We start from the raw sequence: 22,745 nt of genomic DNA on the forward strand, positions 1-22,745 counted from the left end.
GCTTACAACAAGGATGTGCTATGCCATTGCATCTGCGCCTGCTGCTGCCAGCCCTGTGTCTGGCAAGCGGGTTTGCCCTGGGCTATATCCAACTGCCTGGGCTGGCCGCCGGGGCCGCGCTCGGCGTATTACTGCTGTATGCCGACAAATACCTGCACCGTACGTTGTGGACGGCCCTTAGCCTGCTGACCTGCATCGCCTTTGCTGCACACCTGGTTCCGGGCTTTAGCGCCACCCCGCTGTGGCCGCCACGCCAACTCAGTGCCGATGCCGCGCCTTACGCCCTGCGCCTGTCCTGGGACAAGCTGCTGGTCGGCGTCACGCTGCTGGCCTGGTGGCTGGGGCAGAAAACGCCAAGCAAAGCACTCTCAACGGGCGTATGGCTAACGGCGGCAGCCACTCTGCTGGGTGTACCGTTGCTGGCATTAGCGCTGGGTTTGGTTGGCTGGCAACCGAAGTGGCCAACGCAGCTGTGGCTGTGGCTGGCGGTCAATTTGGGGGTTGCTGTACTGGCAGAGGAGCTGCTGTTTCGCGGTTTGCTGCAAAGCCGTCTGGTCGGCTGGCTTGGGGCCGGTGCGGGGATTGGCCTGACGGCGCTGCTATTTGCCGCTGTGCATCTACCATTCAGTCCGTTATTCGCTGTGGTCGCCGCAATCGCGGGCCTTGGCTATGGACTGATTTTTCACCTCAGCGGGCGGCTCAGCCTGGCAATCGCCCTGCATGGTGCAGTCAATTTGCTGCACCTGTTGCTATTGAGCTATCCATTACGCGTGGGATGACAGCGACCTGGTGGCGACTGAAAATCTTCTCCAGCCGCCCGTTATCTCGCAGCACGTCATAGATTGCCATAAACTGCTCAGGTGTGATCGGCGCTTGCGGGCGCAACAGCACGTGGTGGCGATAGCGCTGATCGACGCGTTTTGAGATCAGCAGCTGGCCGGCGTATTGTCGGTTGCGCTCAAGGAAGTCACTAATGTAGGAGCGTGTCACCAAGGCGATTTCCGCCCGCTGATGCAGCACCATCAGCAGATTGCTTTCGTGGGAATGGGTCAAAGTGGCGTTGAAGGTTTTGCTCAGGTAATTCGGCTCGGAGTTGAACTTGGCAAAGGCATAGTGATACCCGTGGTAAAGCGCCAGACGCTTGCCTTCGAGCGAGTCGAAATACCTCTGATCACGACCCGCTTCAGCACGGGCGACAAACACTTCGGAGTCTTCCAGCCCCATATCCAGGGCTACATGCGGAACGTCCTGCCAGCCCCAACCGGGATTCTCGAAAATCGCCAGGTCGATACGCTGCTGTTCGAAGTCACGAAAACGGCGCTTTACCGAAGTTGGCACCATCACAAAACGGTAATCCGTCTGGGCCTGATTCAGCGCCGCGACCAGTTCATCGAGCAGACCTGTGGCCTGGCTCTGTTCAGCTTTGAACACGTACGGTGGGAAATACACAGCAGCGACGCGCACTTCCTGCGCAGCCATAAGCGGCCCGGCCAGCAACAACGCTAACGCCATGCCGGAAAATCTGTTTACTCCACGTCTGAAGAGTCCCATTTGACGCCAACTTCCCTATTCTTCGAATATCTGCAGCCTAACCCAGGCAAATCTGACCGAACAGAGCATTTTCAGTCATTTATCAGCACCGATGCGTCACTCAGGTGATACCGCCCAAGCAGCTTGTCCAGCTGTTTATCGCTATTGAGTTGTTTAAGCAGCTTAGCAAAGGCGTGCGGCTGCATTACCGACTCCGGGCGGAACAGCGCTTGGTGCTGATAAACCTGATCAACCCGCTGGGACACTAGCAAGGCGCTACTCTGCTCCGGGTAGCGCTGCTGGTAGGCGCGCAGGTATGAGCGAGTGACCACTGCAACGTCGGCCCGGCCGCGCAGCAGCATGATCAGGTTGCTGTCGTGGGAGTAGGTCAGCACCGCGTTGAATGTATCGGTGAGAAACTGCTTGTCCGAATTGAAGCCGGAAAAACCATAGTGATAGCCGCTGTACAGGGCCATGCGCTTGCCCTTGAGGTCATCAAAATAGCGCTGGTCACGCCCAGGTTGCAGGCGAGCGACATAGACTTCGGCATCTTCAATATGCATATCCAGCGCGGTATGCGCGGTTTCTTGCCAGCCCCAGGCCGGGGATTCAAACAGGATCAGATCGAAGCGGCCGCTTTGCAGATCGCGATAGCGGCGCATGGTCGAGGTTGCAACCAAGGTAAAGCGGTAGTCGCTTTGCAATTGATTGAGCGCCTGCAACAACTCCGGTAGCAGGCCACTAGGGTGCTCACTTTCGGGTTTAATCACATAGGGCGGGAAATGATAGGCCCCCACTCGCACCTCTTCCGCAGCCTGCGCAACACACACCGCAGAAAGCATCAAGCCGAGCAGTAAACCTCGTAACAGCGTGGCCAAACGGCAAACCTCAGAACAAAACGCAGCGACTTCTTCCGTAACCTGCAACGCTCGCAATCCGTTGGCGCCAAAATACTATCAATGTGCCACTTTAGCGTAGCTGAATTTCCTCAAGCGTCCTTGATCACCAGTGACAGCGCCTCTTCGGCCAACTGATCGAGGGTCATTGGCCCTTCCGGGCGAAACCAGGTAGTCGTCCAGCTCAGCGCGCCAGTCAGCAGGCGACGCAGAATAAAGGGATCGGCCTTGAAGTAGCCGGCGGCCTTGGCTTCGCCCAATACATCCAGCCAGAGCTGCTCGTAGTTGTCGCGCAATTCCAGAATAAAGGCCTGACCCTGCTCCGATAGCGAGCGCCATTCATACACCAGTACCGCCATCGCCTCACCGGTGCCGCCCATGATCGACTGCAGCTCACAGCGAATCAGCGCCAGCACCCGCTCACGCTGGTCGCGCGCCTCGGCCAGCGAGGCCTGCATCAGTGCAGTGTTGTAGCGAATGGTCTCCTCCATCACCGAACGCAGGATCTCATCCTTACTTTTGAAGTGATGAAAGATGCTGCCGGACTGAATGCCCACAGCGCTGGCCAGATCGCGCACCGTGGTGCGCTCGTAGCCCTTGCTGCGAAACAGGTGCGCCGCAGTCTGCAGCAGCTTGCCACGCGCACTGTCCGGATCGGTGATCTGCCCACTGGCCACCAGATCACGCATCACCGCCTGAGCTTGTTGATCATCCACGCTAATTACTCTCCAACTCTTTTTATGCCTCGGGCCAACCCACCCAAGCCTGCAATCGCACGCTTATTCTCAGCAGGTTTACCCAAGTGCTTGTCGTTATTGGTGAAATTTATGCTGCGCCGGCCACCCAAGCAAGCGCTTGGCCATACTTTGGGTGAGAAAGATCGAATCAAGGGCTTTTCAACCAAGCGCTTGCTTGGTAGCCTTCAGGCCACCTTATTCATGTGTTGCGGACCTATTCCAATGACTAAAACCGTACGCATCGGCTGCGCGTCAGCCTTTTGGGGCGACACCAGCACCGCCGCCGCCCAGCTGGTAAAAGGCTCCGAGCTGGATTACCTGGTATTCGACTACCTGGCCGAAGTCACCATGTCGATCATGGCTGGCGCGCGCATGAAGAAGCCCGACGCCGGCTACGCCACCGATTTTGTCGAAACCCTCGCGCCGCTGCTGTCCGAGATCGCGCAGAAAAACATCCGCGTGATCAGCAACGCCGGCGGGGTCAATCCCAGTGCCTGCGCCGCTGCACTGGGAGCTGCCTGCGAACAGGCTGGCGTGCAATTGAAGATTGCCGTGCTGCATGGCGACAACCTGCAACCCAAACTCGGCGAACTGGCCAAGGCCGGCACGGTGGAAATGTTTACCGGCGCTGCGCTGCCGCCCTTCTGTGTATCGGTCAACGCCTACCTCGGCGCGCCGGGCATCGTCGAGGCGTTGAAGCTGGGTGCGGATATCGTCATCACCGGCCGCGTAGTCGACAGCGCTGTGGTCAGCGCCGCCCTGGTGCATGAATTCGCCTGGCGCTGGAGCGACTACGACCAGCTGGCTCAGGCCGCGCTGGCCGGGCATATCATCGAATGCGGCGCGCAGTGCACCGGCGGTAACTTCACCGACTGGGAAAGCGTGCCGGATTACGAACATATCGGCTTCCCGGTGGTGGAAGTGGCGGCCGACGGCAGCTTTGTCGTGACCAAGCCGGAAGGTTCCGGCGGCTTGGTCACGCCGTTTACCGTGGGCGAGCAAATGCTTTATGAAATCGGCGATCCACGGGCCTACTACCTACCCGATGTGCTCTGCGATTTCACCCAGGTGCAACTCAGCCAGGTTGGCGAAAACCAGGTTGAACTGAAAGGCGCACGCGGCCTGCCGCCCACCGACCAATACAAGGTCAGCGCCACCTATCCGGATGGCTTTCGTTGCACCGCCAGTTGCCTGATGGCCGGCATCGACGCAGTGAAGAAAGCCCAGCGCGTCAGCCAGGCCATCATCAACAAAACCGAGGAGCTGTTCGCCGAGCGCGGTTGGGGACCGTACAAGGAAGTCAGCATCGAACTACTGGGCTCCGAGGCGACCTACGGCCCACGCGGCCAGCGTACCGACACCCGCGAAATCGTGATCAAGATCGCCGTGCGCCACGCCAAGAAAGAAGCGCTGATCCTGTTCTCTCGCGAGATCGCCCAGGCCGCCACCGGCATGGCTCCGGGCCTGACCGGCATCGTCGGTGGCCGCCCTACAGTTTACCCGGTCATCCGTCTGTTCAGCTTCCTGGCCGACAAATCCGCCTGCCAGCTGCAGGTCGAAATCGACGGCGAACGCACCTCTGTCGACCTGCCGCAAATCGCGGCGCTGGATAGCGCGCAGATCGCCGCCGACATCGCCGCCCCACAGCCAAACACTCAGGCCGAGGTTCGCGTGCCGCTGATCAAGCTGGCCGTGGCGCGCTCCGGCGACAAGGGTAACCACAGCAATATTGGGGTAATGGCCAGAAAGCCCGAGTACTTGGCCTGGATCGCTGCTGCGCTAACAGAAGACGCCGTGGCCGAATGGGTGCAGCACGCACTCGAGCCGCAAACTGGCAAGGTCAGCCGCTGGTATCTGCCCGGCAGCCATAGCCTGAACTTCCTGCTGGAAAACGCCCTAGGTGGCGGCGGCGTCGCCTCCTTGCGCATCGACCCGCAAGGCAAGGCCTTTGCCCAACAGCTGCTGGAATTCCCGATACCGGTGCCCAAGGCGCTGGCCGCTAGCCTCGAACAAGGACAATAACAATGAGCTACGACTCGGTGTTTAAACCCGGCCTCTTTAGCGGCCAGACAATCATGGTCACAGGCGGCGGCAGCGGCATCGGCCGTTGCACCGCCCATGAACTGGCGAACCTGGGTGCACACGTGGTGCTGGTTGGACGCAAGTTGGAGAAACTTGAAACCACCTGCGGCGAAATTATCGAAGACGGCGGCAGCGCCAGCTTTCAGGTCTGCGATATCCGTGATGAGGACGCAGTCAAGGCCATGGTCAAAACCGTGGTCGCCGAGCGTGGGCAGATCCATCACCTGGTCAACAACGCCGGTGGCCAGTTCCCCGCGCCACTGATCGGCATCAACCAGAAAGGCTTCGAGACCGTGGTGCGCACCAACCTGGTCGGCGGCTTTCTGATCGCCAAGGAAGTGTTCATGCAGAGCATGAGCAAACACGGTGGCAGCATCGTCAACATGCTCGCCGATATGTGGGGCGGCATGCCTGGGATGGGCCACTCAGGTGCTGCGCGCGCCGGCATGGAGAACTTCACCAAGACCGCCGCCTACGAATGGGGCCATGCCGGCGTACGGGTCAACGCCGTGGCGCCGGGATGGATCGCTTCCAGCGGCATGGACACCTACCCCGAATCGATGAAAACCATGATCCGCAACCTCAAGGACCATGTACCGCTGCAACGCATCGGTAGCGAATCCGAGGTGGCCGCCGCCATCGTTTTCCTGCTCACGCCGGGTGCCAATTTCATCAGCGGCAACACCATCCGCATCGACGGCGCAGCCAGCCAGGGAACGCGTGCCTGGACGCTGGGCAAGGCGAAAAACAGCGAAACCTATAACGGCTTTCATCGGGCCTACGTGCCTGACGTGCTCAAGGGCGAGGAGTAACGCCATGCCGGTTATCCAATCCGAGATCGACGTGCATGGCGAGGATTTCGCCAGAAACCGCGAGGCCATGCTTGCCGCTGTGGCCAGCTTTCGCGACATCGAACAGAACTGCCTGAACAAGGCCGCCGCTGCCAAAGAAAAATTCGACAAGCGTGGTCAACTGCTGCCTCGCGAGCGCCTCAATTTGCTGCTCGATCCCGGCGCTCCTTTTCTCGAACTGTCGTCACTGGCCGGCTACAAACTGCACGATGACAAAGACGGCACCCAGGCCGGCGGCGGGATCATTTCCGGCATCGGCTATATCGCCGGCGTGCGTTGCCTGGTCACCGCCAGCAACAGCGCGATCAAGGGCGGCACCATCTCCCCAACCGGGCTGAAAAAGACCCTGCGCCTGCAGCAGATCGCCGTCGAGAACAAACTACCGGTGGTGACCCTGGCCGAAAGCGGCGGCGCCAACCTCAACTACGCCGCCGATATTTTCGTGGAAGGCGCTCGCGGCTTTGCCAATCAGGCACGTATGTCGGCCATGGGCCTGCCGCAAATCACCGTGGTACACGGTTCGTCTACGGCTGGCGGGGCTTACCAGCCGGGGCTGTCGGATTACGTGGTAGTGGTGCGCGGCAAGGCCAAGATGTTCCTCGCCGGCCCGCCGCTGCTGAAAGCTGCTACCGGTGAAATCGCCACTGACGAGCAACTCGGTGGCGCCGAAATGCACGCCCAGGTCGCCGGTACCGCCGAGTACCTGGCTGAGAACGATGCCGACGCTGTGCGCACCGCCCGTGAAATTCTCGCCATGCTGCCGTGGAACGCGCAACTACCAGCGCGCCCAGCCAAGAGCTACCGCGAGCCGCTGTACCCGGTTGAAGAACTACTCGGTCTGGTGCCGGCCGATGCCAAGAAGCCCTACGACGTACGCGAAATCATCGCCCGCATCGCCGACGGCTCAAACTTTCTCGACTTCAAAAACGAGTTCGATAACCAGACCGTCTGCGGCCATTTGCAGATCGAAGGCCAGCCCTGCGGCTTTATCGGCAACAACGGCCCGATCACCCCGCAAGGCGCAGCCAAGGCCGCGCAATTTATCCAACTGTGCGAGCAGAGCAACACGCCGATTCTGTTCTTCCACAACACCACCGGCTTTATGGTCGGCACCGAGTCGGAACAACAGGGCGTGATCAAACACGGCTCGAAAATGATCCAGGCGGTGGCCAATTGCAGCGTGCCAAAACTCACCATCGTGGTCGGTGGTTCCTACGGCGCCGGCAACTACGCCATGTGCGGCCGTGGTCTGGACCCACGCTTTATCTTCGCCTGGCCCAATAGCAAAACCGCGGTCATGGGCGGCGCCCAGGCCGGCAAGGTGCTGCGTATCGTCACCGAAGATAAACACGCCAAAGAAGGCAAAGAAGCCGACCCGAAGATGCTCGATATGCTGGAAACCGTCACCGCGCAAAAACTCGACAGCCAGTCCACCGCACTGTACGGCACTGCCAGCCTGTGGGACGACGGCCTGATCGACCCACGCGATACCCGCAAACTGCTCGGCTACCTGCTGGATATCTGTGCAGAAGCCGCTGTGCGCCCGCTTAAATCCAACTCGTTCGGCGTAGCCCGCCTGTAATCATTCGGAGAATAAGAAATGATCTTTACCCAAGAACACGAAGAGCTACGCCGCACGGTTCGTAATTTTGTCGATAAGGAAATCAACCCGCACGTCGAACAGTGGGAAAAAGACGGTCGCTTCCCGATTCACGAGATTTTCAAGAAAGCCGGCGACCTCGGTTTGCTGGGTATCTCCAAACCGGAGAAATTCGGCGGTATGGGCCTGGATTACAGCTACTCGATCGTCGCGGCCGAAGAGTTCGGCACCATCATCTGCGGCGGCATCCCGATGTCCATCGGCGTGCAAACCGATATGTGCACCCCGGCCCTGGCGCGCTTCGGCTCTGATGAGCTGCGCGAAGAGTTCCTCAAGCCAGCAATCAGCGGCGAGATGGTCGGCTGTATCGGCGTCTCCGAAGTCGGTGCCGGCTCCGATGTAGCCGGGCTGAAAACCACCGCCAAGAAAGACGGTGACGACTACGTGATCAACGGCAGCAAGATGTGGATCACCAACTCGCCATCCGCAGACTTTATCTGCCTGCTGGCCAATACCTCGGATGACAAGCCGCACGTCAACAAGTCGCTGATCATGGTGCCGATGAACACCCCAGGTATCACCCTCAGCACACACCTGGACAAACTCGGCATGCGCAGCTCGGAGACCGCTCAGGTGTTCTTCGACAACGTACGCGTGCCGCAGCGCAACCGCATCGGCCATGAAGGCGCTGGCTTCATGATGCAAATGCTGCAATTCCAGGAAGAGCGCCTGTTTGGCGCGGCCAACATGATCAAGGGCCTGGAGCACTGCATTAACGCCACCATCGACTACTGCAAAGAGCGCAAAACCTTCGGCAATGCGCTGATCGACAACCAGGTCATCCACTTCCGCATGGCCGAGTTGCAGACCGAAGTCGAGTGCCTGCGCGCCCTGGTTTATCAAGCCACCGAGCAGTATGTGCGCGGCCGCGACGTTACCAACCTGGCTTCCATGGCCAAGCTCAAAGCAGGCCGCCTGGGCCGTGAAGTGACCGATAGCTGCCTGCAGTACTGGGGCGGTATGGGCTACATGTGGGAAAACCCGGTGGCCCGCGCTTACCGCGACGTACGCCTGGTATCGATTGGCGGCGGTGCCGACGAAATCATGCTGGGCATTATCTGCAAGCTGATGGGCATTCTGCCGGGTAAAAAGAAGGGCTAAGAGCAGACACACGTCGGGTGGACGTCGCTTTTTACGTCCACCGTGGCACCGCTCGGTGGGTCGATGAAGCGTGACCCACCCTACGGCCGCCCTCTTTGCCAATACATCAAGGAACCTGCCATGGCCGACCTACCAAACTGCGAAACCCTGCTGCTAAGCCTTGAGGGCGGTGTACTGCACCTCACCCTTAACCGTCCGGACAGCCGCAATGCCATGAGCCTGACCATGGTCAGCGAATTACGCGCGGTGCTGGAAAGCCTGCAACACGACTTGAGCGTGCGCGCCATCGTGCTACGTGGCGCCGGCGGACACTTCTGCGCGGGGGGCGATATCAAGGACATGGCCGGCGCCAGATCTGCCGGTGGCGATGCCTACCGCAACCTTAACCGCGCCTTCGGTAGCCTGCTGGAAGAAGCGCAGAACACGCCACAGGTGCTGATTGCCGTACTCGAAGGCGCGGTGCTGGGCGGTGGCTTTGGTTTGGCCTGCGTTTCGGACATTGCCATCAGCCATCAGGATGCCAAGTTCGGCTTGCCGGAAACCACCCTGGGTATTCTGCCAGCGCAGATCGCGCCCTTCGTGGTTAAGCGCATCGGCCTGACCCAGACGCGTCGCCTGGCCCTGACCGCCGCGCGTTTCAATGGCAGTGAGGCTGAGCGCCTGGGCCTGGTGCACTTTAGTGAAGCCAGCAGTGAAGCCATCGAAGCACGCCTGCAACAGGTGCTGAGCCAGGTCCGTAGCTGTGCGCCGCAAGCCAACGCACAGACCAAAGCCCTGTTGCTTGCCGCGGAAAGAGAAGCCCTCGGACCGTTGCTGGACCGTGCTGCCGAGCAGTTCGCCGCGGCGGTAACCGGCACCGAAGGTGTCGAAGGAACCATGGCCTTTATGCAAAAACGCGCGCCGAAGTGGGCTGCTGAATAAGCGCCCTCGATAAACGACCTGATCGCCAGATTTACGCCCCAGCAGGAGCACACAGATGCCCGCCTTTAACAAGATTCTGATCGCCAACCGTGGGGAAATTGCCTGCCGGGTGATGCGCACCGCCCAGGACCTCGGCTACCGCACCGTGGCCGTGTATTCCGAGGCCGATGCCGACGCACGTCATGTGCAGCAAGCCGATGAGGCCGTGTGCATCGGCCCAGCGCAGGTTAATCAGTCGTACCTGGTGATCGACAACATCATCAAAGCGGCTCAGCAAACCGGGGCCGATGCGATACACCCCGGCTACGGTTTTCTCTCCGAGAACGCCGATTTCGCCCGTGCCTGCGAAGCCGCCGGCATCGTGTTTATCGGCCCCACCGTGGAAGCCATCCACCTGATGGGCAGCAAGCGCCTGTCGAAAATCGCCATGCTCGAAGCCGGCGTACCGTGCATTCCCGGCTATGAAGGGGCAGCCCAGGATGAGCAAACCCTGATCCGCGAAGCCGGCCGTATTGGCTACCCGCTGATGATCAAAGCCAGTGCCGGCGGCGGTGGCCGAGGCATGCGCCTGGTCCACCAAGCCAGTGAACTGGCCGAGCAAATCCGCACCGCCCGCTCGGAGGCGCAGAACGCCTTCGGCTCTGGCGAGCTGATTCTCGAACGCGCAGTGATCCAGCCGCGCCATGTGGAAATCCAGGTATTTGGCGATAGCCAGGGCAGCATCGTTTACCTCGGCGAGCGCGACTGCTCGGTACAACGTCGCCATCAGAAAGTGGTCGAGGAAGCGCCCTGCCCAGTAATGACGCCAGAACTGCGCCAAGCCATGGGCGAAGCGGCGGTCAAAGCGGCGGCTTCGGTCAACTACGTCGGTGCCGGCACCGTGGAGTTTCTGCTGGATCAGAGCGGCGAATTCTTCTTTCTGGAAATGAACACCCGCCTGCAGGTCGAGCATCCGGTCACCGAACTGATCACCGGACAAGACCTGGTCGCCTGGCAGATTCGCGTTGCCGAAGGCCAGCCGCTGCCGCTCCAACAGGATGAAATCCGCCTAAGCGGTCACGCCATGGAAGTACGCTTGTACGCCGAAGACGCCACGCAGAACTTCCTGCCACAAACCGGCACGGCACTGCGCTGGGAACCGGCGCTGCGTGACGGCATCCGTATCGACCATGGCCTGCTTGAAGGCCAAACCATCAGCCCGTTCTATGACCCGATGCTGGCCAAGGTCATCGCCTATGGCGCGACCCGCGCAGAAGCGCGGCGCAAGCTGGTGCGCGCGGTTGAAGATTGTGTGCTGCTGGGCGTGAATGGCAACCAGCGATTTCTCGCCAACCTGCTCAGCCACCCCGAGTTTGCTGCTGGCAACGCTACTACCGCGTTTATCGCCGAGCATTTCGCCAGCGACCCGAGCCTGAGCCCACAGCCGCCCACAGCCAGCGAACTGGCGGCCGCTGCTGCCCTGCTGTTCCAGCAATCGGCCAATGCCCGTGCGCACCAGGGCGGCCTGGCTGGCTGGCGCAATGCCGGCAGCGCGCCGTGGCGCTTTGTGCTTAAGCACGGCGAGCAGAGCTTCAACGTGGCATTGGAAGTGATTTCCGACGGCCCACAACCCAGCCTGCTAGCCACGTTTGGCGAGCAGCAGGTCAACCTCACACTGCTGGCCAGCGACGGCCGCTGGGCCACCTTGGAGCTAGACGGCATTCGCCAGCGCCTGGCTTATCACCTGGATGGCGACAACCTCTGGCTGTATGGCCATAACGGCAACCTGCAACTGACCGACATTACCCACCTGCCGGTCAGCAGCGCTGCCGGTGCTGGCTCGGGTAGCGTCAAGGCGCCGATGGACGGCGCCATAGTCGAGGTTCTGGTCGAGGAAGGCAGCAGCGTCACTAAGGGCCAACTGCTGGTAGTACTGGAAGCGATGAAGATGGAGCACCCGCTCAAGGCCAGCATCGACGGCGTGGTACGCCGGATTGGCGTGAGCCGCGGCGATCAGGTGAAAAATCGTCAGCTATTAGTGGAAATCGAAACCTCAGGCGCATAACCCTTTATCGTTCCCACGCTCCGCGTGGGAACGATAAAGGCGACCAAACGAATAACAAAAAAATCACGGAGCACGCCTATGTCACTGCAAGGTAAAACCCTGTTTATCACCGGCGCCAGCCGCGGCATCGGCCGCGAGATCGCCCTGCGCGCGGCACGTGACGGCGCCAATATCGTGATCGCGGCAAAAAGCGCACAAGCCCATGCCAAGCTGCCGGGCACTATCCACTCGGTGGCGGCCGAGGTCGAAGCCGCTGGCGGTAAAGCCTTGGCCTTACAGCTGGATGTGCGTGACGAAGACGCCGTGAAGGCGGCCATGGCAAAGGCCTTTGAGCACTTCGGCAGTATCGATGCGCTGATCAACAACGCCGGCGCGATCAAGCTGATGGGGGTGGAACACCTGCCACCCAAGCGCTTTGACCTGATGTTCCAGATCAATACCCGCGCGGTAATGGCCTGCAGCCAGGCCGCGCTACCCTATTTGAAGCAGAGCAAAGGCCACATTCTCAGCCTGTCGCCACCGATCAACCTCGACCCTAAGTGGTTCGCCAACTACGGCCCCTACACCACCACCAAGTACGGCATGAGCATGCTGACCTTGGGCATGCATGAGGAATTCAAGAAGTACGGTATCAGCGTTAACTCGCTGTGGCCGAAAACAGTAATCGCTACAGCTGCTATCGAGTTCGAAGCCGGCGGCCCGGCGGTGATGAAAGCTGCGCGCCTGCCAGCGATCATGGCGGACGCGGCTTACACAATCCTCGCAAGCACGGAGCGCAGCATCAGCGGGCGCTTATTGATCGACGAGGAAATCCTCCGTGAGCAAGGCCAAAGCGACTTCGAGCAATACCGTTACGACCCGGCCGGCAAGCTGATGACTGACCTGTTTGTCGACTGAGAAGAAGGCCGAAGCCACCCACTCCCGCTTCGCAGGGTGGCTTAAGCAGATTAGGCGTCTTGCATGAGCCGCCAGGGTGGATTCAAGCGATTTTCGCCCGCGTGGTACAGGCACAACGGATTGCCGTCCGGGTCGTGCAGATAGGCCTCGCGCCAGAGCCAGGGCTGGTCAGTCGGCAGCATGCTGAACGCAACCCCCTGGGCCCGCAGACGGGCGACGGTCTGATCCAGCTCGGTGCATTCGAAATAGATCAGGGTCTGGCTGGCTGGAACGTGCTTCACCTTGCTAAGGGAGAACGTAGCCTGACCAGCCGGGCAGCAGAAGCGTGCATAGTCCGGCAGGCTCTCGACAATCAGTTGCAGCCCTAGGCCTTGATAGAAGCGAATTGCACGCGGTACATCGGTGACCGCAACGGTGACTTGATTAAGGTTCATCGTCCCTCCTGGTTCAGCGCGCCATCGCGCCAGCGTATCGAACTAATGCCACAGCCCCAGGCCAGCTGACAATACGCAGGCGCGCTATTTGCCGATCTGCCCTGTCAAGCTTGCGCCAGAGCCATGGCAGGGATATAGACCGGCGACTAGAGTTGGGCTTCGCCCCCGCATAACGACCATAAGCGCGAGAGCCATGAGCCAGACCGATCTGATTTCCCCGCTGCGTTTCCTTGCCCGCCTGCCGCAGCATCTTCCGCGCGTACCACGCATGTTGCGCGGCCTGTATTACGCCGGCATCCGCAATCGCGAGAAGAACCTATCACTGGCCTGGGCGCTGGAGCGTACGGCGCAGCAGCATCCCGATCGCCCAGCGCTGCTGGATGAATCGCGCAGCCTCAGTTATGCGCAGTTCAATGCCTGGGCCAATCGCCTGGCCTGGGCCTTCAAGGCTGAAGGTGTGCGCCATGGCAGCGTGGTGGCAGTAATGCTGGAGAATCGCCTGGAGTTGCTGGCGAGCCTCGCTGCGCTCAGCAAACTCGGCGCGGTCGCTGCGCTGGTCAACACCACGCAGCGCGGCAAGGTGCTGGCCCACAGCCTAAATCTGGTCAAACCTGGTTTTATGCTGATCGGTGATGAGTTGCTGACGGCCTTCGCTGAGGTCGTAGAGCAACTCGATAACCCGCAAACGCCGCGTTACTGGGTAGCCGATCAGGACTGCTTGAACCATGTCGGACAAGCGCCGGACGGCTGGACCAACCTGATGCAATTGGCGCGCAGCCAGGCCAGTGATAATCCGCCGGACAGTGCCAAGGTGCAAATGAAGGATCCCTGCTTCCTGATCTACACCTCCGGCACCACCGGCCTGCCTAAGGCCTCGATCATGAGCCACGGCAAGTGGATCAAGGCCTACGGCGGCTTCGGCCACTCCGGGCTGACCCTGAGCAATCAAGATGTGCTCTACCTGACCCTGCCCTGTTATCACAACAATGCCGTAACCGTGTGCTGGAGCGCCGCCCTGGCCGGTGGCGCGGCCATCGCCCTGCGCCGCAAGTTCTCCGCCAGCGCCTTCTGGCCGGATGTGCAGCGCTATCAGGCCACCTGTTTCGGCTATATCGGCGAGCTGTGCCGCTATCTGCTTAACCAGCCAGAGGCTCCGGCAGAAAAGAACAACAGCCTGCGCTGCATGATCGGTAACGGCCTGCGCCCCTCGATTTGGACCGAGTTCAAGGCACGCTTTGGGGTCGAGCAGATCACCGAGTTCTATGCCTCCAGTGAAGGCAATATCGGCTTTACCAACGTGTTCAACTTCGACAACACCGTGGGCTTCTCCCCCGCCACCTATGCCATCGTGCGCTACGACCTGGAGAATGACTGTGCGATCCGTACCGCCAAAGGCTTTCTGCAGAAGGCCGACAAGGGTGAGCCAGGCCTTCTGATCAGCGAAATCAGCGCCAAGTGGCCGTTTGACGGCTATACCGACCCGGCCAAGAGCGAAGCGGCGATCCTGCGCAATGTGTTCAAGAAAGGCGATGCCTGGTTTAACACCGGCGATCTGATGCGCGATATCGGCTGCAAGCACGCGCAATTTGTCGATCGTCTGGGCGATACCTTCCGCTGGAAAGGCGAAAACGTATCGACCACCGAGGTGGAGAACGTCCTGGGGGCCTTCCCCGGTGTCGAGGATGCGGTGGTCTATGGCGTGGAAATCCCCGGCACCAACGGCCGCTGCGGCATGGCTGCGCTGCGCCTGAGTGAAGGCCAGCAGCTGGACAGCGCTGCCATTGCCGCGCACCTGGATGCCGAATTGCCGGTGTACGCCGCGCCGCTGTTTATCCGCCTGCTCGGCGAAGTCGAAACCACCGGCACCTTCAAGTATAAGAAGACCGACCTCAAGCAGGCCGCCTACAACCCCGCTACGGTGCAGGAGCCACTGTGGGTGCGCCTGCCTGGGGAAACGCGCTTTACCCCGCTGGATCACAGCCTGTTCGCCGCCATCGGCGAGCAGGCCTACCGCTTTTGATTACCGGCAGTAGACAGGTTATCAACGCGGCCTGCTACTGCTTGAACTCGAACTGCAGCTGCGCACCCTCGACCGATTGCCAGTAGTCATCATCGCGCTCGTTGGTGATCAGCTTGCCATTAAGTTGAAAGGGCCCCTCTGCCTTATCCTTGTCGCCAAACATCGGCGGCAATATCGGGATCGACAGGTCGCTAAGCGGTGCAACCGGCTGCAGCGGATCGAACACATTGGTATGCAGACTCAGATCCAGCGGCGCTTTCGGCTCGGCAGGCTCTGGCTCGCGGGCAGCCACAGCAGGTTTCGACTTACCTTGAGTTATTGCCGCAGGTTTGGGCTCAGAAGTGCTGGGCTGCGAAGGCGTTTTAACAACGGGCGCTAGCTCGGCCTTAGCTGCCTTGCTGGGAACCGCGGCTGGCGCCGGTTGCGCTTTGACGGTTTCAGCTTTGGCTTTCACAGGAGGGTTGGGGCTTTGCTCGCAGGCCGCCACTGACAATAGAGCCAACAGCAGCGCGAGTCTTCGAATAGACAACATGGGCAAGTACAAAGGCAGTGACATAAGCCGCTATGCTGGCCCCTGCCCTGCACGCTGGCAAGCGCACAATCGGTACACCAGGTAACAACGCGCCGAGGTTCAGCCGACGGCCACCGGTATCGATGGCCGCCAACGACTGACCTATACAGCCTTATTCAGGCGACTGCAGTTGCTGCAGCTGTGCGTCGATATCCAGCTCCGGATGCTCGCGCATCAGTTGCAGCAGCAAAGCATCGGCTTCATCCGTCCAGCCATCACGGCGCAATTTGAGCAACCGTTGCAACTCGCTGTGCAATTGCTGCTCAGCCTGGCTAGCTGCATCTTCTGCCGCTTTCTCGGGGGCTGATACAGCAGGTGCACGAGCTGCTTGCGGCAGTTGCTCATGCAACGCATCAGCCGAGGACTCTTCACGTAAAAGCTGATTGGATGGACCGGCAGAAAGCTTCTTCTCAGCCTTGGCGGCATCGGCGCTGTAGCCCTGAGTCAGCGGCGCTGGCTGCACCGAACGCGAGCGTTCTGCCTCATCAACAACCGCAGCGGATTCCGCAAGTGGTGCGGACATCGGCGCGGACTGGGGTGCCATCCTTGCTGCAGGCGCCATGGGTGCACCGCTGGGCACGGCATCAAAGGCATCCGGAGCCTGCTCGAAGGTGCGCCAGGTCAGGCTCACGCCAATGCCCAGGCAAGCGACCCCTGCCAACGCCACCGACCAGCGTTGCCGGCCACCAGCGCCAAATAGCCAGCTGTGCAGGCGCGCACTCAGGCCAGGTTTGGCTTCGGTTGTGGCCGCGCTGCGCACTGCTGCGCTGGCCGCCGCGAGAATTTGCGCATCAAGTTGCGCACTGGGCTCGCCGCCGCTGTGCTGGCGGAAATGCTCAAGCATCTGCCGCTCCTGCTCATCGGGCATGTGTTGGTCATGGTTCATACGGACAACTCCTCGGCGGCCGGGTCAGCCAGCAGCCGACGTAACTTCTGCATGGCATAACGCAAGCGACTCTTAACCGTCTCGGCAGGGATCTGGGTCAGCTCGGCGATCTCGGTCAGTTCCAGATCACCGTGAGCGCGCAGCAGAAACACTTCACGCTGCTCCTCTGGTAAATCCGCTAGAGCAGCCTGCAAACGCTGCTGATCACGGCTTAGGCTGAGCTGTTGTTCGGGGTTCGGTTGCGTATCGTGCGGGGCATGTTGTTGTTCATCATATTCATCATGCCCCGCCTGGTGCCGACCGTGCTTGCGCCAATGATCGATGAGCCGGTTGCGGCCGATCTGGTATAGCCAGGTCTTGAACTGCACCGCTTCGCGCTGCTCGCTCTGACTGCGGATCAGGCTCATCCAGGTGTCCTGAAACACCTCCTCGGCCAGGGCGTGGTCGCCACATAGGCCAAGCAGAAAACGGAACAAGCCAAGCCGGTGGCGCTGGTACAACTCGGCGAAAGCCGCCGCGTCACCGTGGCGGTAGCGCCGCAACAAGGCGGCGTCGTCATCCGTGAGGGGTCGATTCACTGCTGTACTCGTGCGGTAGTTGAACGGTTCGTCGCAGTTTGCAGACTCTGCGCCAGTTCCACCAGCTGTACGAACTCGCCGCGCAAACCGAAGCGGTCGTCACCTTTGGCATTGCGCGCCAGCTCGGCGCTGTCGACCAGGCTGAAGCGTCCGGTGTAGGCATCGCCCTTGAGCTGCTGAGCGAAGGCGGCCACCGCGGCAGCAAAGCGCAGATCCTCACTGGCCTGGCTGATGGCAGGCACATCACCGGCCTGAATCGGCTGCTCAAGCAGTTTGCTGACGTCCTGCCCTGGCGCCTTGTAACGAATGCGCAGCCAGGCCAGTTCGCCCGCTTTGCCGTCGTTTTTTGCAGCGGCCTGATAGCGCAGCGGCTCCAACCAGCCCTGGCCGCCCACCGGCACCACTTCATAGAGCGCGGTCACGGTATGGCCTGCGCCAATTTCACCGGCATCGACCTTGTCGTTGCTGAAGTCCTCACGCTTTAGCGCACGGTTCTCGTAACCCAGCAGGCGATACTCGCTGACCTCAGCCGGGTTGAACTCGACCTGGATCTTCACATCGCTGGCAACCGTCGCCAGGGTCGAGCTGAGCTGATCAACCAGCACCTTGCGCGCTTCGCGCAGGTTATCGATATAGGCGTAGTTACCGTCGCCGGCGTCGGCCAGCTGCTCCATCAACCGCTCGTTGTAGTTGTCGGTGCCAAAGCACAGGGTTGTCAGCGATACGCCGCTTTTGCGCTTGTCGGCGGCCAGTTGTTTGAGGGTTTCGAAATCGCTGATACCGACGTTGAAGTCACCATCGGTGGCTAGCAGGATGCGGTTGATCCCGCCATCGATAAAGCCCTGCTGTGCCTGCTGGTACGCCAGCTGAATACCCGACTCACCAGCCGTTGAACCGCCCGCTGTAAGTTGATCGATAGCGGCGCGAATCTTGGATTTCTCGCTGCCGGATGTTGGCTCCAGCACCACGCTGGATGAGCCGGCATACACCACCAGCGATACCTTGTCCTGGACGCGCAGCTGCTCGACCAGCAGCTTCAACGTGCTTTGCACCATGGGCAGGCCATCGCGGCGATCCATCGAGCCGGAGACATCCACCAGAAATACCAGATTGGCCGGCGGCAATTCCTCTACCCGCAGATCCGAGGCCTTGATAGCGATACGCAGCAAACGGCTCTGCGGGTTCCAGGGCGTGGCCGCGAGCTCGGTGTGTACGCCAAACGGCACATCGCTCTTGGGCAGCGGATAGGCATAGGGGAAGTAGTTGACCAGTTCCTCCAGGCGCACCGCATCCTGCGGCGGCAACTGCCCGCCATTGAGGAAACGCCGCACATTGGCGTAGCTGCCAGTATCCACATCGATGCTAAAGGTCGACACCGGTGTTTCGGCCACGGCATGCACCGGGTTGTCGGCCAGTTTCTGATACTGCTCGCGATTCTCGTCACGATAGCCCGGCGGCAAGGCATCAGCCTGTACAGACATCGGCATCGGCGTATACGCCACGCTGGGCATCATGGCTCTGCCCGCCACCTGGCTTTTGCGTTGCAGTTCCGCCGGGGCTGCGGCCAGTTGCTCATGCAACTCGGCGCGCTCCCGGTCATCTGACTGATCGCTGAGCTGCGGGCTGCCAGCCTCAGTGGCCGGTGCTTCGGGGTTGGCGGCGCTGCACGCGCCGAGGCTGATCAGTACGCCAGCAGCAAAACCGGCAAGCAGAGGACGAGTAAGCAATACGGGGTAAGCAGACATGGGCGCATCTCCTGAGCGATCGAATAAACCATTCGCTTAGGTAGACGCAGCCCTTGGCTACATCGGGTTAAGCCGCTGTTAAAAACTCGCAGCGCCTTCCTGACACAACTGCCCGGCCAGCATGCCCAAAGTCATCAAGGCGCGCTCAGCTTCGCGGTTCCACGGGATGCCACAGTTCAGCCGGATACAGTGGTTGAACTGCTCGGTATTACTGAAGATCAACCCCGGCGCAATGCTGATGCCCTGCTGCAGCGCGCGTACGTGCAGGTCCTTGGTGTTGACCCGCGCTGGCAGGCTGACCCACAGAATAAAACCGCCCTTGGGCCGGCTCATCTGCGTGCCTTCGGGGAAGTACTGCTGCACCGCCAGTTGGAAGGCGCTGAGGTTTTTGCGGTACTCCTGGCGGATAAAGCGCAGGTGGCGGTCGTAGCCGCCATTCTCCAGATAGGCCGCTACCGCCATCTGCGTCACGCTGCACGCCGAGTGGGTGCTGAAGGTCTGCAGGCGCTGGATTTCATCCTGATACTTGCCGGCGACAATCCAGCCGATACGCACACCGGGTGAAAGGGTCTTGGAAAAGCTCGAGCAATACACCACCCGCCCTTCGCGATCATGGGACTTGAGCGCCTTGGTCGGACCCTGTTCGAACATCAGTTCGCCGTAGATATCGTCTTCGATGATCTGAATATCGTAATCACTGGCCAGACGCAGCAGTTGGCGCTGACGCTCTTCGGGGATGGTGCCGCCCAGCGGGTTGCTCAGTCTCGCGGTCAGTACCAGCGCCTTAATTGGCCATTGGTTGGCTGCCAGTTGCAAAGCCTCCAGACTGATACCGGTGGTCGGATCGCTGGGAATTTCGATAACTTTCAGGCCGAGCAGATCAGCCAGTTGCAAAAGACCGTAATAGGTCGGCGACTCGGCGGCAATCAGATCACCCGGTTTGGTCAGCACGCGCAGACTCATCTGCAGCGCATCCACGCAGCCGTGGGTGATCACCACCTCAGTCGGGTCGACCACCACACCGGCGTCGCGCATACGAATAGCCACCTGGCGGCGCAGCGGCTCGAAGCCTGGGCTGAACATATAGCTGAAAGCCCGCGCACTGTGAAAACGAGTGACCTTGGCCAACTGCTGGTGCAACGCACGCACGGGCAAGTAATCCACATGCGGCACTGCAGCACCAAGGGGGAACACCCCCTCGCGGCGCGACTCGGTGAGCACCTGATTGATGATGCTACTGCGCGTCACCAAACCAGGTCGCTCTACGCGGGCGATATCCGGGGTTGGCGCAGTCAGGGCCGGGGTCTGGTGCACGTAGAAGCCGGACTGCGGGCGCGCGCGAATCAAGCCTTGGTCTTCCAGATTAGCGTAAGCCTGCAGCACGGTGGCATGGCTGACGCTGAGCTGTGCACTCATCTTGCGCACCGAAGGCACCCGCTCACCGGGCTGGTAAACGCCACGACGGATATCTTCCGCCAGTTGCTGGGCAATACGCTGATAAAGCAACAGATTGGTCATGACCGCGTTCCTGCTTGACTGAACCGTAACAGTAAACCGGGCTTTAACAATTGCACCGGTACAGCCCACTGAATTGTGGACGATACAGCGCAAGGCCGCCAGGACTGTAACGGCTCAATCGATAACTGTGCGGATTGTGTGGGCTACACCAGCCTGAATGGCTGGCAATAAAAAGCCCCGGCTAACCGAGGCTTCTTAACGACAAAAAGGCTTAGCGCGACGAGCCGAGATTGCCTTGCTCATCAGAGAACACGATCTCTACGCGACGATTTTGCGCCCGGCCTTTGGCCGAGGCATTTTCAGTTACCGGGAAGCTCTCGCCATGGCCCTGCACTTCGATGCGTTTGCTATCGATGCCCAGATCGACCAGTACATCGGCCACTGCCTGGGCACGAGCGCGGGACAGTTCGAGATTTTCCTGGGCATCACCACGGCTATCGGTATAACCCTCGATCCGCACGACGCGCCGGGGGTTGAGCTGCAGGAACTGCACCAGCTTCAGTACCGTGCGGTTGGCCGAAGCTTTCAGGTCACTGTGGCCAGCATCGAACAGCACATCACCAAGGGTCATCACCAGGCCGCGTTCGCTTTGGATGGTGGCCAGGCTAACCATCTGCTCTTCGAGCCAGTTGCTCTGATCCTGTACACTGAGCAGCTTGGCCTCACGCAAGGCCAACTGCAGCCGCTGGCGCTCCAGTTCCAGCTTGACCGCACGTTCCTGGTTCAAATTGAGTGCGCTCTTCTGCCCTGCAATCGCACTGTACTGCTGGCTGAGATAGGCATAGTGGCTGACATCATCGGCGCTACCCCAGTAGCTCGACAGGCGATCTGCCTTGGCCAGCGACTCGCCGGCGCGAATCAGGTCCTTGGGTGCGCTGCGTAGCACGTCAGAGTCTTCCTTGACCTGTTGAAAGGCCGCGTGTGCGCCCTGCAGTGCCTGCTCGCTGGAGCTGTGCGAGGACGCGCAACCAGTCAACAATGCAGCCGCGAAAATCGCCAACAGGCTTTGTTGGGCATGCTTCATTGCAAGCCCCCCAGCTGTTTGCGCAAGCGATTGATGGCGTTGCTCAGCTCGGCCAGTTGCTGCTGGCTTTTTTCGGTCAGGTGTTCAGCTTCGGCCAGCCGCGCATCCAACTCGGCCTGCTCGGCATGCACCCGCGCCTGCTTGTAATCCTCGTCCTGCATAGCCGCTTGCGCCAGGGCGAGTTTTTCCTCAGCCAGGCGTAACGAAGCCGACTGCTCGGCGGAAATACCCAGCGCCTTGGCCTGGCTGAGCGCCTGCTCGGTCAAGCGCAGTTGCTCATTGGGTGCGGGATCAGATGCGCAGGCGCTGAGCATGAGTGGCAGCAAGGCCACACAGATACGTCGATAAATCACAGATTTTCCCTACTGTTCAGCATCACCGGTGGATGTGAGCTGTTGATCTTTCCAGCGCTGTAAATTGCGCTGCAGCATAACGTCCGGCAACCCGCTGGCGATTGCCTCATTCATTTTCTTCGCCAGCATGCCGCGCAGCCACGCATCGTTACAGGCCGAGTTATGCGACAACGTGAGGTAGAGGCCTTCGCTGGAGATCGGTGGATCAAGCACCAGCAGATCGTCCTGCATGCCCAGGCTATCGGCCAGCGCTTGTCCCGGATAACGCTCGTACAGCACGTAGTCGGTGCGCCCCAGCAGGAGTTTCTGGAATGCCTGAGTCAGGCTGGCGACACCTTCCAGGGTCAGGTTGCCCTTGGCATAAGCATCAAAAGTCTGGCCAAAACTGTTGTTGACCAAGGTATCGCCGGTGCGATTGCGCAGGTCATCCCAGCCGGCATAGGGGAACTCCGCACCGCGATGCACCCACACCACGCTGGGGGTGTAATAGAACGCCGGGTGCACATAGTCCATGACGCCCAGGCGCGGCAAGGTCAGGAAAGCACCGGCAATCAGATCGACACGACCGGTTCTGACTTCATCCTGTGCACGTGACCAGGGGCCGGTATAGATAATGTCCACGGCCACTCCCAATTCCTTGGCCAGGTGCTGCAACAGATCGGCATTGGCACCAATCAGTTGCTGAGGATTCTGCGGATCGCGCCAGAGGTAGGGTGGGTACTCCGGATTACCAGTCGCCACCAGACGCTCGCACTTGCCTGCGGCAACGGCAAACGCCGGCATCAGCAGCACAGCGAACAGCAGGAGAAACGACCTATAAAAACCACGCTCAAGCATTGGCAACTTCTCGACTTAACCTTGGATGGGCATCTGCGGCCACACACCGGGAGACTTCTA

Annotated in this window: 21 protein-coding genes; 9 read left to right on the forward strand and 12 right to left on the reverse strand. The window is 60.4% G+C overall.

The genetic code is table 11. The annotated features are described in order from the left end of the window. Nucleotides 1-20 precede the first annotated feature (20 nt). On the forward strand, nucleotides 21-779 hold the full coding sequence (locus ACIGEK_RS15475) for a lysostaphin resistance A-like protein (RefSeq protein ID WP_397494185.1): 759 nt from the start codon (nucleotides 21-23) through the stop codon (nucleotides 777-779). Here ACIGEK_RS15475 and ACIGEK_RS15480 read toward each other — a convergent pair. From ACIGEK_RS15480 to ACIGEK_RS15490, 3 genes are all read right to left on the reverse strand, one after another. Continuing rightward, entirely contained in the window at nucleotides 730-1,551 is an 822-nt protein-coding gene (locus ACIGEK_RS15480) for a substrate-binding periplasmic protein (protein ID WP_397494186.1), read from the reverse strand. The two genes, ACIGEK_RS15475 and ACIGEK_RS15480, sit on opposite strands and share 50 nt — an antisense overlap. A 71-nt stretch (nucleotides 1,552-1,622) precedes the next feature. Next, the gene (locus tag ACIGEK_RS15485) at nucleotides 1,623-2,372 is read right to left on the reverse strand and encodes a substrate-binding periplasmic protein (RefSeq protein WP_397494629.1); all 750 of its coding nucleotides are present in this window, start codon (nucleotides 2,370-2,372) and stop codon (nucleotides 1,623-1,625) included. A 146-nt stretch (nucleotides 2,373-2,518) separates the two neighbouring features. After that, the gene (locus ACIGEK_RS15490) at nucleotides 2,519-3,142 is read right to left on the reverse strand and encodes a TetR/AcrR family transcriptional regulator (RefSeq protein ID WP_304868746.1); all 624 of its coding nucleotides are present in this window, start codon (nucleotides 3,140-3,142) and stop codon (nucleotides 2,519-2,521) included. A 243-nt stretch (nucleotides 3,143-3,385) separates the two neighbouring features. On the opposite strand from ACIGEK_RS15490, the gene ACIGEK_RS15495 reads away from it, so the two are divergent. From ACIGEK_RS15495 to ACIGEK_RS15525, 7 genes are all read left to right on the forward strand, one after another. Further along, nucleotides 3,386-5,185, forward strand: coding sequence for an acyclic terpene utilization AtuA family protein (locus ACIGEK_RS15495; protein ID WP_397494187.1), 1,800 nt, complete (start codon nucleotides 3,386-3,388; stop codon nucleotides 5,183-5,185). A 2-nt stretch (nucleotides 5,186-5,187) separates the two neighbouring features. After that, nucleotides 5,188-6,057: an SDR family oxidoreductase gene (locus ACIGEK_RS15500; RefSeq protein WP_397494188.1), complete on the forward strand. Its 870-nt coding sequence runs from the start codon at nucleotides 5,188-5,190 to the stop codon at nucleotides 6,055-6,057. A gap of 4 nt (nucleotides 6,058-6,061) precedes the next feature. Further along, complete coding sequence (atuC, locus tag ACIGEK_RS15505; RefSeq protein ID WP_397494189.1) at nucleotides 6,062-7,678, forward strand: geranyl-CoA carboxylase subunit beta; 1,617 nt, start codon at nucleotides 6,062-6,064, stop codon at nucleotides 7,676-7,678. A gap of 18 nt (nucleotides 7,679-7,696) precedes the next feature. Further along, nucleotides 7,697-8,857: a citronellyl-CoA dehydrogenase gene (gene atuD, locus ACIGEK_RS15510; protein WP_397494190.1), complete on the forward strand. Its 1,161-nt coding sequence runs from the start codon at nucleotides 7,697-7,699 to the stop codon at nucleotides 8,855-8,857. Nucleotides 8,858-8,977: 120 nt separating this feature from the next. Continuing rightward, nucleotides 8,978-9,778 (forward strand): enoyl-CoA hydratase/isomerase family protein, encoded by an 801-nt coding sequence (locus ACIGEK_RS15515; RefSeq protein ID WP_397494192.1) that lies wholly within the window; start codon nucleotides 8,978-8,980, stop codon nucleotides 9,776-9,778. A gap of 55 nt (nucleotides 9,779-9,833) precedes the next feature. Further along, nucleotides 9,834-11,822 carry an acetyl/propionyl/methylcrotonyl-CoA carboxylase subunit alpha gene (locus tag ACIGEK_RS15520; protein WP_397494193.1) on the forward strand — a complete coding sequence of 663 codons (1,989 nt, stop codon included), beginning with the start codon at nucleotides 9,834-9,836 and terminating at the stop codon, nucleotides 11,820-11,822. Nucleotides 11,823-11,900: 78 nt separating this feature from the next. After that, the gene (locus tag ACIGEK_RS15525) at nucleotides 11,901-12,719 is read left to right on the forward strand and encodes an SDR family oxidoreductase (protein ID WP_397494194.1); all 819 of its coding nucleotides are present in this window, start codon (nucleotides 11,901-11,903) and stop codon (nucleotides 12,717-12,719) included. A 50-nt stretch (nucleotides 12,720-12,769) separates the two neighbouring features. Here the strand turns inward: ACIGEK_RS15525 and ACIGEK_RS15530 are convergent, their stop codons facing one another. After that, a complete protein-coding gene (locus ACIGEK_RS15530) occupies nucleotides 12,770-13,153 on the reverse strand; it encodes a VOC family protein (protein WP_397494195.1) in 384 nt (127 codons plus the stop codon). Between the two features lie 193 nt (nucleotides 13,154-13,346). Between ACIGEK_RS15530 and ACIGEK_RS15535 the strand changes: the two genes are divergently transcribed. Then, on the forward strand, nucleotides 13,347-15,173 hold the full coding sequence (locus ACIGEK_RS15535; protein ID WP_397494196.1) for a long-chain-acyl-CoA synthetase: 1,827 nt from the start codon (nucleotides 13,347-13,349) through the stop codon (nucleotides 15,171-15,173). Between the two features lie 34 nt (nucleotides 15,174-15,207). On the opposite strand, the gene ACIGEK_RS15540 is transcribed toward ACIGEK_RS15535, so the two are convergent. The 8 genes from ACIGEK_RS15540 to ACIGEK_RS15575 form a co-directional block, all read right to left on the reverse strand. After that, entirely contained in the window at nucleotides 15,208-15,465 is a 258-nt protein-coding gene (locus ACIGEK_RS15540) for a hypothetical protein (RefSeq protein ID WP_397494197.1), read from the reverse strand. Between the two features lie 391 nt (nucleotides 15,466-15,856). Further along, nucleotides 15,857-16,630 (reverse strand): hypothetical protein, encoded by a 774-nt coding sequence (locus ACIGEK_RS15545; protein WP_397494198.1) that lies wholly within the window; start codon nucleotides 16,628-16,630, stop codon nucleotides 15,857-15,859. Next, on the reverse strand, nucleotides 16,627-17,208 hold the full coding sequence (locus tag ACIGEK_RS15550; RefSeq protein WP_397494199.1) for an RNA polymerase sigma factor: 582 nt from the start codon (nucleotides 17,206-17,208) through the stop codon (nucleotides 16,627-16,629). The genes ACIGEK_RS15545 and ACIGEK_RS15550 overlap by 4 nt, the downstream gene beginning before the upstream one ends. Beyond that, nucleotides 17,205-18,953, reverse strand: a complete 1,749-nt coding sequence (locus tag ACIGEK_RS15555; RefSeq protein WP_397494200.1) for a von Willebrand factor type A domain-containing protein — start codon at nucleotides 18,951-18,953, stop codon at nucleotides 17,205-17,207. Before ACIGEK_RS15555 ends, ACIGEK_RS15550 begins: the two co-directional genes overlap by 4 nt. A 78-nt stretch (nucleotides 18,954-19,031) precedes the next feature. Continuing rightward, entirely contained in the window at nucleotides 19,032-20,471 is a 1,440-nt protein-coding gene (locus ACIGEK_RS15560) for a PLP-dependent aminotransferase family protein (RefSeq protein WP_304868774.1), read from the reverse strand. Nucleotides 20,472-20,682: 211 nt separating this feature from the next. Beyond that, complete coding sequence (locus tag ACIGEK_RS15565; RefSeq protein ID WP_397494202.1) at nucleotides 20,683-21,495, reverse strand: OmpA family protein; 813 nt, start codon at nucleotides 21,493-21,495, stop codon at nucleotides 20,683-20,685. Then, a complete protein-coding gene (locus tag ACIGEK_RS15570; RefSeq protein WP_397494203.1) occupies nucleotides 21,492-21,848 on the reverse strand; it encodes a DUF4398 domain-containing protein in 357 nt (118 codons plus the stop codon). Before ACIGEK_RS15570 ends, ACIGEK_RS15565 begins: the two co-directional genes overlap by 4 nt. A gap of 9 nt (nucleotides 21,849-21,857) precedes the next feature. After that, the gene (locus tag ACIGEK_RS15575; RefSeq protein WP_397494204.1) at nucleotides 21,858-22,685 is read right to left on the reverse strand and encodes a substrate-binding periplasmic protein; all 828 of its coding nucleotides are present in this window, start codon (nucleotides 22,683-22,685) and stop codon (nucleotides 21,858-21,860) included. Between the last annotated feature and the right edge of the window lie 60 nt (nucleotides 22,686-22,745).

This window comes from Pseudomonas sp. NPDC079086, from assembly GCF_044542155.1.
Lineage (GTDB): Bacteria > Pseudomonadota > Gammaproteobacteria > Pseudomonadales > Pseudomonadaceae > Aquipseudomonas.

Bases quoted from the DNA above. Each gene is read 5' to 3' on its own strand.
- ACIGEK_RS15475 (WP_397494185.1), top strand. From the start codon at position 21: ATGCCATTGCATCTGCGCCTGCTGCTGCCAGCCCTGTGTCTGGCAAGC.
- ACIGEK_RS15480 (WP_397494186.1), bottom strand. From the start codon at position 1,551: ATGGGACTCTTCAGACGTGGAGTAAACAGATTTTCCGGCATGGCGTTA.
- ACIGEK_RS15485 (WP_397494629.1), bottom strand. From the start codon at position 2,372: ATGCTTTCTGCGGTGTGTGTTGCGCAGGCTGCGGAAGAGGTGCGAGTG.
- ACIGEK_RS15495 (WP_397494187.1), top strand. From the start codon at position 3,386: ATGACTAAAACCGTACGCATCGGCTGCGCGTCAGCCTTTTGGGGCGAC.
- ACIGEK_RS15500 (WP_397494188.1), top strand. From the start codon at position 5,188: ATGAGCTACGACTCGGTGTTTAAACCCGGCCTCTTTAGCGGCCAGACA.
- atuC (WP_397494189.1), top strand. From the start codon at position 6,062: ATGCCGGTTATCCAATCCGAGATCGACGTGCATGGCGAGGATTTCGCC.
- atuD (WP_397494190.1), top strand. From the start codon at position 7,697: ATGATCTTTACCCAAGAACACGAAGAGCTACGCCGCACGGTTCGTAAT.
- ACIGEK_RS15515 (WP_397494192.1), top strand. From the start codon at position 8,978: ATGGCCGACCTACCAAACTGCGAAACCCTGCTGCTAAGCCTTGAGGGC.
- ACIGEK_RS15520 (WP_397494193.1), top strand. From the start codon at position 9,834: ATGCCCGCCTTTAACAAGATTCTGATCGCCAACCGTGGGGAAATTGCC.
- ACIGEK_RS15525 (WP_397494194.1), top strand. From the start codon at position 11,901: ATGTCACTGCAAGGTAAAACCCTGTTTATCACCGGCGCCAGCCGCGGC.
- ACIGEK_RS15530 (WP_397494195.1), bottom strand. From the start codon at position 13,153: ATGAACCTTAATCAAGTCACCGTTGCGGTCACCGATGTACCGCGTGCA.
- ACIGEK_RS15535 (WP_397494196.1), top strand. From the start codon at position 13,347: ATGAGCCAGACCGATCTGATTTCCCCGCTGCGTTTCCTTGCCCGCCTG.
- ACIGEK_RS15545 (WP_397494198.1), bottom strand. From the start codon at position 16,630: ATGAACCATGACCAACACATGCCCGATGAGCAGGAGCGGCAGATGCTT.
- ACIGEK_RS15555 (WP_397494200.1), bottom strand. From the start codon at position 18,953: ATGTCTGCTTACCCCGTATTGCTTACTCGTCCTCTGCTTGCCGGTTTT.
- ACIGEK_RS15560 (WP_304868774.1), bottom strand. From the start codon at position 20,471: ATGACCAATCTGTTGCTTTATCAGCGTATTGCCCAGCAACTGGCGGAA.
- ACIGEK_RS15565 (WP_397494202.1), bottom strand. From the start codon at position 21,495: ATGAAGCATGCCCAACAAAGCCTGTTGGCGATTTTCGCGGCTGCATTG.
- ACIGEK_RS15575 (WP_397494204.1), bottom strand. From the start codon at position 22,685: ATGCTTGAGCGTGGTTTTTATAGGTCGTTTCTCCTGCTGTTCGCTGTG.